This window comes from Clostridium acidisoli DSM 12555 (assembly GCF_900176305.1).
Lineage (GTDB): Bacteria > Bacillota > Clostridia > Clostridiales > Clostridiaceae > Clostridium_I > Clostridium_I acidisoli.
Window position 1 is genome coordinate 263,847 of the sequence record NZ_FWXH01000003.1, and the last position, 13,276, is coordinate 277,122.

Annotated in this window: 13 protein-coding genes and 1 other annotated feature; all 13 genes read left to right on the forward strand. The window is 31.7% G+C overall.

The window, feature by feature from the left end; translation table 11 throughout:
- Positions 1 to 2 precede the first annotated feature (2 nt).
- Positions 3 to 1,439 carry a glutamate synthase subunit beta gene (locus tag B8978_RS06350; protein ID WP_084114804.1) on the forward strand — a complete coding sequence of 479 codons (1,437 nt, stop codon included), beginning with the start codon at positions 3 to 5 and terminating at the stop codon, positions 1,437 to 1,439.
- 123 nt (positions 1,440 to 1,562) lie between these two features.
- The gene (locus B8978_RS06355) at positions 1,563 to 2,177 is read left to right on the forward strand and encodes a class I SAM-dependent methyltransferase (RefSeq protein WP_084114805.1); all 615 of its coding nucleotides are present in this window, start codon (positions 1,563 to 1,565) and stop codon (positions 2,175 to 2,177) included.
- Positions 2,178 to 2,454: 277 nt separating this feature from the next.
- On the forward strand, positions 2,455 to 2,871 hold the full coding sequence (locus B8978_RS06360) for an RrF2 family transcriptional regulator (protein WP_084114806.1): 417 nt from the start codon (positions 2,455 to 2,457) through the stop codon (positions 2,869 to 2,871).
- A gap of 15 nt (positions 2,872 to 2,886) precedes the next feature.
- The gene (gene nifS / locus B8978_RS06365; RefSeq protein WP_084114807.1) at positions 2,887 to 4,080 is read left to right on the forward strand and encodes a cysteine desulfurase NifS; all 1,194 of its coding nucleotides are present in this window, start codon (positions 2,887 to 2,889) and stop codon (positions 4,078 to 4,080) included.
- Positions 4,081 to 4,084: 4 nt separating this feature from the next.
- Entirely contained in the window at positions 4,085 to 4,513 is a 429-nt protein-coding gene (nifU, locus tag B8978_RS06370) for a Fe-S cluster assembly scaffold protein NifU (RefSeq protein WP_139796002.1), read from the forward strand.
- Positions 4,514 to 4,589: 76 nt separating this feature from the next.
- Positions 4,590 to 4,759, forward strand: a binding site (T-box leader).
- 50 nt (positions 4,760 to 4,809) lie between these two features.
- A complete protein-coding gene (alaS, locus tag B8978_RS06375; protein ID WP_084114809.1) occupies positions 4,810 to 7,452 on the forward strand; it encodes an alanine--tRNA ligase in 2,643 nt (880 codons plus the stop codon).
- A gap of 74 nt (positions 7,453 to 7,526) precedes the next feature.
- On the forward strand, positions 7,527 to 7,784 hold the full coding sequence (locus B8978_RS06380) for an IreB family regulatory phosphoprotein (RefSeq protein WP_084114810.1): 258 nt from the start codon (positions 7,527 to 7,529) through the stop codon (positions 7,782 to 7,784).
- Positions 7,785 to 7,837: 53 nt separating this feature from the next.
- On the forward strand, positions 7,838 to 8,245 hold the full coding sequence (gene ruvX / locus B8978_RS06385) for a Holliday junction resolvase RuvX (protein WP_084114811.1): 408 nt from the start codon (positions 7,838 to 7,840) through the stop codon (positions 8,243 to 8,245).
- Positions 8,246 to 8,311: 66 nt separating this feature from the next.
- Complete coding sequence (locus B8978_RS06390; protein WP_084114812.1) at positions 8,312 to 8,578, forward strand: DUF1292 domain-containing protein; 267 nt, start codon at positions 8,312 to 8,314, stop codon at positions 8,576 to 8,578.
- Between the two features lie 52 nt (positions 8,579 to 8,630).
- Positions 8,631 to 9,083, forward strand: a complete 453-nt coding sequence (locus B8978_RS06395; RefSeq protein WP_084114813.1) for a Fur family transcriptional regulator — start codon at positions 8,631 to 8,633, stop codon at positions 9,081 to 9,083.
- A 158-nt stretch (positions 9,084 to 9,241) separates the two neighbouring features.
- Positions 9,242 to 10,909, forward strand: a complete 1,668-nt coding sequence (locus tag B8978_RS06400; protein ID WP_084114814.1) for a ribonuclease J — start codon at positions 9,242 to 9,244, stop codon at positions 10,907 to 10,909.
- A 31-nt stretch (positions 10,910 to 10,940) separates the two neighbouring features.
- On the forward strand, positions 10,941 to 11,291 hold the full coding sequence (locus tag B8978_RS06405; protein WP_084114815.1) for a YlbF family regulator: 351 nt from the start codon (positions 10,941 to 10,943) through the stop codon (positions 11,289 to 11,291).
- Positions 11,292 to 11,445: 154 nt separating this feature from the next.
- The gene (gene typA / locus B8978_RS06410; protein WP_084114816.1) at positions 11,446 to 13,269 is read left to right on the forward strand and encodes a translational GTPase TypA; all 1,824 of its coding nucleotides are present in this window, start codon (positions 11,446 to 11,448) and stop codon (positions 13,267 to 13,269) included.
- Positions 13,270 to 13,276: the final 7 nt, after the last annotated feature.

The window sequence follows — 13,276 nt, forward strand, 5'->3', positions numbered from 1 at the left end:
AAATGGGAAAAGTAACGGGTTTTAAAGAATATAAAAGAGAAGTAGCTAAAAATAGACCTATAAAGGAAAGAATAAAGGATTATAAAGAAATCCATATTCCTATGGAAGAGGAAAAGATTAAAATACAAGGTGCAAGATGTATGGATTGTGGTACTCCGTTCTGTTCATGGGGTTGTCCTCTTGGAAATTTAATGCCAGATTTTAACGATATGGCATATAAAGGAGATTTTGAGAAGGCATATAAGCGATTAACTTTAACAAGTAATTTTCCTGAATTTACAGGACGGGTTTGTCCAGCTCTTTGTGAAGGTTCATGTACGCTTGGAGCAAATTCAGATGCGGTTTCCATAAAAGAAGTTGAACTTGGAATTATAGAAAGGGCCTTTAATGAAAATTGGATAAAGCCTGAGCTACCCAAGGTTAGAACGGGTAAAAACATTGCGGTTGTTGGATCTGGACCTTCTGGACTTGCAGCGGCAGCAGAACTAAATTCTGTTGGTCACAATGTAACTGTTTTTGAAAGACATGATAAAATAGGTGGACTATTAAGATATGGAATACCTGACTTTAAACTTGATAAATCTATAATAGATAGAAGAATAAATGTTATGGAAAAAGAGGGAATTGAATTTAAAGTTAACACTAATGTTGGATTTGATTATGAATCAAAAGAACTTCTAAAAAATTTTGACGCCGTAGTATTATGTGGAGGTTCAACAGTTCCTAGAGATTTACCGATTGAAGGAAGGGCATTAAAGGGAATATATTTTGCTGTGGACTTTTTAAGCTACATTAATAGAAAAGTAGCTGGTATTGATGTTTCTAAGGAAGCTATTGATGTGAAGGGTAAAAATGTTCTTGTTATTGGAGGTGGAGATACTGGCTCTGATTGTATTGGAACTTCAATAAGAGAAGGTGCTGCAAATGTATATCAATACGAAATTATGCCTAAACCACCAACTGAAAGAGATGAAACTATGCCATGGCCATTATTTCCAAGAACATTAAAAACAACTACTTCTCATGAAGAAGGAGCAATACGTGAGTGGTGTATCGAAACTAAAAAATTCCTTGGTGAAGATGGCAAGGTTACCGGAATAGAAGCTGTAAAAGTACAGTGGAAAAAAGATGAGAATGGTAGAATGACAAAGGTTGATGTAGAAAAGTCACAAACAACACAAAAAATTGATATAGTATTGATTGCTATGGGATTTGTACATCCAGAGCATAAGGGTATTGTTGAGGATTTAAATCTAAAATTAGATAATAGAGGCAATGTTGCAGCAGATGAAGCTTATATGACAAGTGTTAATGGAGTTTTTTCAGCTGGTGATATGAGAAAAGGTCAATCACTTGTAGTTTGGGCAATGCATGAAGGAAGAAGTGTTGCTAAAGCTGTAGATAAGTATTTAATGGGGGAAACTTCATTAAGAGGATAAAAAATAGTAAAGGGTTATAATTTATAGCCCTTTACTTATTTTTTGAAATTATGAATTGACAAATGGGTAGGCTAATTTTAATGTAAAGCAAGTCATAGAATTTTTATATAGGGAGGAAAATTGATGGAGAGCCATAATGAATGGGGACGATACCAAAAAATAACTAAAGATAATAAGCCAAGACATTTAGCAATATGTCTTAAAAATTTTTTATATAAGGAAATGTCAATCATTGATATAGGATGCGGGGCTGGGACAGATAGCATGTATTTTATTGAACAAGGATGTTTTGTAAATGCTATTGATAAAGTAACTAATGGCATAGAGCATAGAAAATTGGAATTGAGGCATGACATCAAGGATAAATTAAGTATAATTAATGGAGATTTCACCAACATGGAGTTCCCAGTTTGTGATGCTGTATATGCAAGTTTTAGTTTGCCCTTCTGTAATCCAAATAATTTCAATAAATTTTGGATTAATATTGAAAAATCAGTGAGGGAAGGTGGGATTTTTGCAGGAATTTTTTTTGGTGTTAATGATGATTGGCATAACATTTCAAAGAATATAACTTTTCATAGAAAGTATGAAATAGAGGAACTGCTTAAAACATATAACATAAAGAAATTCGAGGAAAAGGAATACGATGGACAATGTGTAGGCGAAAAAGGAAATGTAATTGATAAGCACTGGCATATATATGAGGTTATTGCAATAAAGAATAAGTCAGGAAAATAATCATCCATAGCTTTTTACCACGGAAAACCCATCACCTTTGACCAGCAAAGCACCTGTCAAACCCATCACCTCGATTTAGCGACCCTTCGTCTTTTCACCGCGAAGCATAGGTGAAAACCCTTCACCCGTGTTTTCCAATTTCTAAATAGTTTGAACTAAAACTATTCCTGTTTTTATTGTTGACAAATTTACTCGGCTTTGATATTATTTTTTTATAATGTTTAGTAAAACACTCGGATATAAATTTACTAAAGCATTCTATAAAGGAAGTGGGCTAATGAAACTTTCAACTAAAGGAAAGTATGGTGTAAAAGCCATGGTTGATTTAGCTATAAACTATGGTAAATCACCTGTATCAATAAAAAATATTTCAATGAGACAAAATATATCTGAATATTATTTGGAACAGCTGTTTTCATCTCTTAGAAAAGCAAAATTAATAAAGAGTGTAAGAGGTGCACAAGGTGGCTATATTTTAAATAAGGAACCAGAACAAATAACGGTTTCAGATATATTTGACATACTTGAAGGTCCTATTGAAATATCGGATTGTCTAGATGGAGATGTATGTAGCAATAGTAGCTGTTGTGCTTCTAGACTTCTTTGGGCAAAACTTAAAGAGAGCATAGACAATGTTACAAAAACAATGACGTTGCAAGACATTATTGATGATTATAATAATGTTAAGCACTAATGAGGAGTGGAATTAATGAACAATAAAAGCGTATATATGGATTATGCTGCAACTACTTTTGTAAAACCAGAAGTTTTACAGGAAATGCTTCCATATTTCACTGAAAAATTTGGTAATCCATCGTCGTTATATTCTTTTTCTGATGATACAAAAAGAGCAATAATAAGATCAAGAGAAAAAGTTGCTTCGGCTATAAATGCAGATAAAAGTGAAATTTATTTTACTGGCGGAGGATCTGAAGCAGATAACTGGGCTATAAAGGGAATTGCTGAGGCTCATAAAAATAAAGGTAATCATATTATAACAACTCAAATTGAACATCATGCAGTAATAAATACATGCAAGTATTTGGAAAAAAATGGATTTGAAGTTACTTATTTACCTGTAGATGAAGAAGGTTTTATAAGTTTAAAAGATTTAAAAGAGGCTATTACAGATAAAACAATCTTAATATCAATTATGTTTGCAAATAATGAGATAGGAACATTAGAGCCAATAAAGGAAATAGGAGATTTATGTAGAGAAAAGAAAATAATTTTCCATACAGATGCAGTGCAAGCAGTAGGACATGTAAAAATAGATGTAGAGGATTTAAACATTGACTTGTTATCTATGGCAGCACATAAATTTTATGGTCCTAAAGGTATTGGAGCACTATATATAAGAAGAGGTGTCAAACTTGAAAGTTTGATACATGGTGGTGGACAGGAAAGAAATAAAAGAGCAAGTACAGAGAATATTGCTAGTATTGTTGGAATGGGTAAGGCAATAGAAATCGCAGTAGAAGAGATGGATACTGAAGCTAAAAGATTAAGCAGTCTGAGAGAAAAGTTAGTAGAAGGTATTATGGAAAAAATACCATACACAAAGATAAATGGACCTGTAGGAGATAAAAGATTACCAGGAAATTCAGATTTCAGCTTTATTGGTATAGAAGGAGAAGCTTTACTTTTGGATTTAGATTTTGACGGAATTTATGCATCAACAGGCAGTGCCTGTGCATCTGGTTCATTAGATCCATCACATGTGCTTCTAGCTATTGGACTTAAGCATGAAGTGGCACACGGCTCTTTAAGACTTACAATGGGAGCAGGAACCACAGAAGATGATATAGATTATGTTCTTTCAAAACTACCTGCAATAGTTAAAAGAAGAAGAGAAATGTCACCACTTTGGGAGGATTTCATAAAGGAAAAGGAGAGAGTTTAATATGATGTACAGCGAAAAGGTAATGGATCACTTTAGAAATCCAAGAAATGTTGGAGAAATTGAAAATGCAAGTGGAATTGGGGAAGTTGGTAATCCACAGTGTGGAGATATAATGAAAATTTATATAGAAGTAAAAAACAATGTAATAGAAGATGTTAAATTTAAAACTTTTGGATGTGGATCTGCAATTGCATCGTCAAGTATGGCTACAGAATTAATCAAAGGGAAAACTTTAGAAGAAGCATGGGATTTAACAAATAAAGCAGTTGCAGAAGCGCTTGATGGACTTCCACCTGTAAAAATGCACTGCTCAGTACTTGCAGAAGAAGCTATACATAAGGCTATAAATAGTTATAGAGAGAACCATGGACTTGAAGTATGGAAAATGAAAACACATTCTGAAACAATACATGAACACGTACACGGAAACTAAATACACTAGTTGCTTTCTTTTCATATTTTGTTGACAGAACATAAAATTTTAAATATAATCTTCATGTAGTTAATATTTTAAGGTGATGATGGGAAGTAGTAAATATCTTGATATATAAAGAGAGGAAGTGGATGGTGAAAACTTCTTAATCAATTTATTGAAGCAGTCCTTGAACTGTGATTTTTAAGTGACACAAGTATATGTGTAATTAGGGTGGTACCGCGGAAGTTAGCTTTCGTCCCTTGCAAAATAGCAAGAGATGGAAGCTTTTTATTTTAAATTAGGAGGAAATAGTTATGAAAACAATGGGTTTGAATGAAGTAAGAGAGGCTTATCTTAGCTTTTTTGAAAGCAAAGGTCATTTAAGATTGCCTAGTTTCTCTTTAGTCCCTAAAAATGATAAAGGATTATTAATAATAAATGCAGGAATGGCTCCTATGAAGCCTTATTTTACAGGACTTCAAGTGCCTCCAAGCAAAAGGGTGACTACTTGTCAAAAATGCGTTAGAACTGGAGATATAGAAAATGTAGGAAAAACATCTAGACATGGTACATTTTTCGAAATGCTTGGAAACTTTTCTTTTGGAGATTATTTTAAAGAAGAAGTAATACCTTGGGCTTGGGAGTTTTTAACCGCGAATTTAAAACTTCCTAAAGAAAAACTATATGTAACAATTTATTTAGATGATGATGAGGCTTTTAAAATCTGGACAGAAAAAGTAGGTTTAGATCCAAGTCGCATATTTAGGTTAGGTAAAGAAGATAATTTTTGGGAACATGGTCAAGGGCCTTGCGGACCTTGCTCTGAAATTCATTATGACAGAGGTCAAGGTATTATTAAAAACAAAGAAGAGTTTATAGAAGCTTCAGAATCAGATAGAGCAGTGGAATTATGGAATTTAGTATTTACTCAATTTGATAAAGATGAAGATGGTAATTATAATAAACTTTCTAAACCAAATATTGATACAGGTATGGGACTTGAGAGAATTGCGGGTGTAATGCAAGATACAACAAGTATATTTGAAGTTGATACTATAAGAAAAATACTTGATGAAGTATGTAAAAAGGCTAATGTTAGCTATGGTAGCAATAAGCAAACAGATATTTCAATTAGGATAGTAACGGATCATATAAGAAGTACTACATTTATGATTAGTGATGATATATTACCTTCAAATGAAGGAAGAGGTTATGTTTTAAGAAGACTACTTAGAAGAGCAGCAAGACATGGAAAATTACTAGGAATAAATGGAACATTTTTATATGAACTATGTGATGTGGTAATAGAAAATTCATTTGGAGCTTATTCTGAATTAAAAGAAAAAAAGGATTATATTAAAAAAGTAATTAAGTTAGAAGAAGAGAGATTTAGTGAAACTATCGATAGCGGCATAGAGATCTTAAATGAATATATCGAAGAGATGAATAAAAATAATTCGAAAATTCTTACAGGAGAAAAGGCATTTAGACTATATGACACTTATGGCTTCCCGTTAGAGTTAACTCAAGAAATATTAGAAGATAAGGGTGCAAAAGTAGACCTTGACGCATTTAATTCTGAAATGAAGATTCAAAGAGAACGTGCAAGAGCTGCAAGAACTGAATACACTTATATGGGTACAGATATAAGTATTTTAGATAAAATACCAGCAGATTTAAACACTGAATTTGTTGGATATGATTCCTTAGAAGTTGAAACAAAAGTAAGTTTAATTGCAGCAGATGAAAATTTTGTCGAAGCTTTAGGTGACGGAAAATCAGGAATTTTAATAACAGAAAAAACACCTTTTTATAGTGAGATGGGTGGACAAATAGGTGATACTGGAATATTTGTAAGTGAAAACTGTGAAGGAATAGTTACAAATTGTAAGAAGAACATTTCGGGAAAAATTATGCATTTTGTTGAAGTTAAAACAGGGACTTTAAAAAATAATAATAAAATTAAATTAGTTGTAAATAATGATAGAAGACAAAGTATATCTAAAAATCATACAGCAACACATATGCTACATGAAGCATTAAGAGAAATTTTAGGAGAACATGTTCACCAATCAGGTTCCTTTGTTGATGATGGAAAACTTAGATTTGATTTTACTCATTTTACAGCTATTACAGAAGAAGAACTTAAAAAAGTTGAGGTTATTGTAAATAAAAAAGTAATGGAAGCAATAGCAGTGGAAACTGAAGTTATGAGCATAGATGAAGCTAAAAAATCAGGTGCCATGGCATTATTTGATGATAAATATGGAGATGCTGTAAGAGTTGTTTCTGTTGGTGATTTCAGTAAGGAATTGTGTGGAGGTACACACATAAAAAATACTGGAGAAATAGGATTATTTAAAATTATTTCAGAAACAGGTGTAGCTGCTGGAATAAGGAGAATAGAAGCTGTAACAGGCCTTAAAGCACTAGGGGTAGTTGATAAAAAAGATGAAGTGTTAAAAAACATTCAAAGAGATTTAAAATGTTCTGAAAAGGATGTTTTAAGTAAAATTGATTTAGTATTAGCTGAATTAAAAGAAAAAGAAAAAGAAATTTCAGAACTTAAGTCTAAATTGGCAGCTAACTTTGAAGATGATATAATAAAATCAGTTTATGAAGTTAAGGGAATTAAAGTTGCAGCAGCATCACTAAAAGATTTAGATGGAAATTCACTTAGGGATTTGGCAGATAAAATAAAGTCTAAAGTTGGTGGAAATGTTGTTGTAGTACTTGGAAGCAGCAATAATGGAAAAGTACAGATAATATCTATGGCCACAAAAGAAGCAATTAAATTAGGTGTACATTGTGGTGCAATAGTTAGAGAAGTAGCTAAAATTTGTGGCGGCGGCGGCGGCGGACGTCCAGACATGGCCGAAGCAGGTGGAAAAAATCCAGAGAAGTTATCTGAGGCAATATCAAATTTACAAAATATCATGGAAAAATTAGTAAAATAGTATACTTTTATTAATTAATAAGCTATAATGTATATAACTAGTTGATACCATTTTAATAAAGGGGTGAAAACTAAATGGGGAACAATAACGATAATACCATTCAATTTGATGTACTAAAAAATAAAGAAGACCTTACAAAGTCAATATTATCTGAGGTATATAATGCTTTGAAAGAAAAGGGTTATAATCCCATAAATCAGTTAGTAGGGTATATAATTTCTGGAGACCCTACATATATAACAAATTACAACGGTGCACGTGCTCTAGTTAGAAAACTAGAAAGAGATGAGATATTAGAAGAAGTTTTAAAATCATATCTTGATGTAAAATAAAAGTGCCCTAAGGGGCATTTTTATTTTAATTTTACATACAATAAGGAGATAAAATGAGAATTTTAGGTTTAGATATAGGAGACAGAACAATTGGAATTGCAATTAGCGATCCACTTGGATTTACGGCACAGGGAATAACCACAATTAGAAGAAAAAACATCACTATTGATATGGATGAATTAATAAAGATATGTAAAGAATATTCTGTAGAAACAATCGTTGCAGGATTTCCTAAAAATATGAATGGAACGGTAGGACCACAAAGTGAAAAGGTTTTAGCATTTTGTGATATTTTAAAAGAAAAAATAGATATACCTATAAAAATGTGGGATGAAAGGCTTACAACAGTAGCTGCACATAAGGCTATGCTTGAAGCAGATTTATCTAGAGCAAAAAGAAAAAAATTAGTAGATAAAGTTGCGGCAACTTACATATTGCAAGGTTATTTAGACAGTCTATAGAACTAATAATTTGACAAAACTTATTGTAATATTTAAAATAGTATTAAAATGGAGGAAAAATAAAACATGGAAAATGATACAACAAATATAACTTTATTAGATGAGGACGGAAAAGAGCAGGAATTTGAAGTTATTACAAAACTTGATTTAGAAGATAAAGAATATGTCATTGTTGCACCGAAAGATGCAGGTACAGAAACAGAAGCAATAATATTAAAAATTGATTCTGATGAAGATGGAAATGACATTTTATATACTATAGAAGATGATGATGAATTTAATATGATAAGTGAAGCATACGAAGCTTTATTCTCAGAGGGAGAATTAAATTAGATACAAAATTATTTAATTTTGCTTTGTATAGCTTTTGAAGTGGGGGATTTATATGCCTAAATTATCAAATGGAGAAATAGAACATTTAAAAAATAATTTAAAAGAAAAAGGTTACAAGCTAACACCACAAAGAAGAGCTATATTGGATACAATTATAAAAAGTGAAGGGCAACATCTTACTGCCGAGGAAATTTATGAACTTGTAAAGGCAGATTGTCCTGAAATTGGGTTAGCAACAGTTTATAGAACTGTACTTTTACTTGAAGAATTGGGAGCAATATGCAAATTGGATTTAAATGATGGTTCTAATAGATACGAACTTATACATCAAAATGAAAACCATCAACATCATCATCTTATATGCACAAATTGTGGAAAAGTGCTAGAAGTTGAAGGTGATTTACTTGAAAATCTAGAGAAAATAGTAGAAGAAAAATGTAATTTTGAAGTTAAAAATCACAGCCTTAAATTTTATGGTTTATGCAGTGATTGTAAAAATAAATAATTAGATGAATGCGGAGAAATTAATCTCTGTATAATTTAAAATATAAATTATAAAAATTCATAACCTGTAAGATAATTTAACGGTATGAACTTTTATAATTGTTTGCTGAAAATATTTATACTTAAAATATAAATATTCAAAAAAAGGAGGGTAGAGTTATGCGTAAAGAAAAAGATAAGATAAAAATAATAGCTTTAGGCGGGCTAAATGAAATTGGAAAAAATATAACAGCCATAGAATTTAAAAACGAAATAATAATAATTGATTGTGGGTTAAAATTTCCTGATGAAGAAATGTTTGGAATAGATGTAGTAATTCCCGATGTGAGTTATCTAGTTAAAAACATTGAAAAAGTTAAAGGAATATTTTTAACTCATGGTCATGAAGACCATATTGGTGCACTTCCATATGTATTAAAGGAACTGAATGTACCAGTATATGGAACAAAATTAACATTAGGTATACTTGAATCTAAATTAAAGGAACATGGATTGTTAAGTAAAGTAACGCTTAATTGTGTTAAACCGAAAGACATAATAAAATTAGATATTATGTCAGTAGAGTTTATAAGAACAAGTCATAGTATAGCTGATTCAACAGCTATAGCTGTTCATACTTCAATGGGTGTTATCTTACACACAGGCGATTTTAAAATCGATTATACGCCTATTGATGGACAATTGGCGGATTTTGCAAGATTTGCTGAACTCGGAAAAAGAGGTGTTTTAGCTATGCTTGCTGACAGTACAAATGTAGAGAGATCTGGTTATACAATGTCAGAAAGCACTGTAGGTGTGACTTTTAAAGAGATTTTTAGAAAAGCACAAGGAAGAATAATTGTTGCAACCTTTGCATCAAATGTCCACAGAATACAACAAATAATTCAAGCGGCAGAGGAAAATGGAAGAAAAGTTGCCGTATCAGGAAGAAGCATGGAAAATATCATTGCTGTGGCAATGGAATATGGATATTTAAAATTTGATGAAGGTACAATGATTAGCATAGATGCTGTTAACAGGTATCCAAATGAAAAACTTACTATTATAACAACAGGTAGCCAAGGGGAACCTATGTCTGCGCTTACAAGAATGGCAGCTTCTGAACACAAAAAGGTTAATATAGTTGAGGGTGATATGGTTGTAATTTCAGCATCACCTATACCAGGAAATGAAAAACTTGTTTCTAAAGTTATAAATCAATTGTTTAAAAAAGGTGCAGAAGTAATTTATGAAGCATTAGCAGATGTACATGTATCCGGTCATGCTTGCCAAGAAGAATTAAAGCTTATGCACACTTTGGTAAAGCCTAAATTCTTTATACCAGTGCATGGAGAATACAGACATTTAAAACAGCATAGTGAACTTGCAGCTAAACTTGGAATGCCAAAAAGCAATATATTGATTGCAGATAATGGTGAAGTTATTGAATTAACACGAAATTCCATAAGAAAAAATGGAACGGTAGTATCAGGTCAGATATTCGTAGATGGATTAGGTGTTGGAGATGTTGGAAACATAGTGTTAAGAGACAGAAAACATCTATCTCAAGATGGAATATTAACTGTGGTAGTAACTATTGAAAAGCAAAGTGGTAATGTAATGGCAGGACCAGATATTATATCTAGAGGATTTGTATATGTTAGAGAATCAGAAGATTTAATAGAAGAAGCAAGAGAGATAGTAAAAAAAGCTCTTAAAGAATGTGAAGAAAAACATATAACTGAATGGGCTGCAATAAAATCTAATATTAAAGATGTCTTAAGAATGTTTTTATATGAGAAAACAAAGAGAAAACCAATGATATTGCCTATAATAATGGAAGTATAGTTATTAATGCTTTCAAAAGGAGGGTTAGTGCATGGACAATGTATATGATAAGGCACATGAACTTGCAAAGGTCTTAAAAAGTTACCCAGAAGTTTCTGAGTACAGAGAAGCAAGTGAAAAAATTAAAAACAATGCTGATGCTCAAAAAATTATCGAAGATTTTAGAAAAATCCAGTTCGAAGCATATAATGAGCAGATGGAGAAAAAACAATTAAGTGAAGATACAAAAAAGAAATTTGAAAATATTTCTAATATAATATCTATGAACCAGGATGTAGCACAGTTTTTAACTGCAGAGCAAAAATTTAGTATAATTTGGCAAGATATTATAAAGATTTTAACTGATTCTATAGGATTGGATCTTAATTTTGGAATGAAATGATGCAAAAAGTTGACTTTTGTCAAACATAATATTAGAATAAGAGTGATAAAAAAAATTGGGTACAATTTAGTATCCAATTTTTGTTTGTAGTATGTTAGTTACTATCGACGGAATAATTAATACATTATTTATAAATTAGGTTGGAGGATAAAACATGGAATTATTTACAAGAAATGACATTAGAAATATAGCTATAATAGCACACGTTGACCATGGTAAGACTACACTAGTGGATTCACTTTTGAGACAAAGCCATATATTCAGAAGTAATGAGAAACTTGAGGAAAGAGTCATGGATTCAAATGACTTGGAAAAGGAAAGAGGAATAACCATATTATCAAAAAATACATCCGTAGTGCATAAGGGTGTTAAGATAAATATAGTTGATACTCCTGGACACGCCGATTTCGGAGGCGAGGTAGAACGTGTTCTTAAGATGGTTGATAGTGTTCTTTTATTAGTTGATGCATATGAAGGACCAATGCCACAGACAAAATTCGTTCTAAAAAAAGCATTAGAACTTAAGCTTAGACCAATTGTTGTTATAAATAAAATTGATAAGCCTAATGCAAGACCTACAGAAGTAATAAACGAAGTATTTGACTTATTTGTTGAACTTGGAGCTAATGATGAACAACTTGAGTTCCCAATAATATATGCATCTGCAAGAGACGGAATAGCAAAATATGAAGTCGAAGATGAAAGTGATAACATGGAACCATTATTTGATACAATAATAAAACATGTTAAAGCACCTTCTGGATATTTAGATGCACCATTCCAAATGTTAGTTTCAACAATAGATGCTAATGAATATGTTGGAAGAATTGGTATTGGTAAAGTAGAAAGAGGATCATTAAAGAAAAATCAACAAGTTGCACTAATAAGAAGAGATGGAACTAAGCAAAATGTTAAAATATCAGCACTTTATGTTTATGAAGGTTTAAAAAGAGTTGATACTGAAGAAGTTATGCTTGGTGACATAGCAGTAGTTGCTGGTATTTCAGATGTAAACATAGGAGAAACAATAGCTGATGGAGCTAACCCAGAAGCACTTCCATTTGTTGATATCGATGAACCTACTTTAAGCATGACATTCATCGTTAATAATTCTCCTTTTGCAGGAAGAGAAGGAGAATTCGTTACATCAAGACATTTAAGAGATAGACTTTTAAAAGAACTTGAAACAAATGTTAGTTTAAGAGTTGAAGAGACAGAATCAGCTGATGCGTTTAAAGTAAGTGGAAGAGGAGAACTTCACCTTTCAATCTTAATTGAAACAATGAGAAGAGAAGGTTATGAATTCCAAGTTTCTAAACCAATGGTTATTTACAAAGAAGAAAATGGAAAGAAATTAGAGCCAATTGAATACCTTACAATAGATGTTCCAGAAGAATTTATGGGAGTTGTAATGGAAAAGTTAGGACCAAGAAAAGCTGAACTTAAAAATATGACTTCAGCTGTAAATGGTTATACTAGATTAGAATTTAAAGTTCCTTCAAGGGGCCTTATAGGTTTCAGAAATGAGTTTATGACTGATACTAAGGGTAATGGTATAATGAACCATGTTCTTGATGATTATGAACCATTTAGAGGAGAAATTCCTGAAAGAAGCAGAGGATCTCTTGTAGTATTTGAAGCTGGTACAGCTATAACTTATGGTTTGTATAATGCACAAGAAAGAGGTAAGTTATTTATCGGACCTGCTACAGAAGTTTATGAAGGAATGATTGCAGGAGAATGTGCAAGAGCAGAAGATATTGATGTTAATGTATGTAAGAAAAAACATTTAACTAATACAAGATCTTCTGGTGCAGATGATTCTCTTAAATTAGTTCCAATTAACGATATGACTTTGGAACAATGTTTAGAGTTTATAGCTTCAGATGAATTGGTTGAAGTAACACCAAAGAGCATTAGAATGAGAAAGAAGATATTAGATTCAAATTTAAGAAAAAAATCAAGTAGAAATAAGTAAATAATAA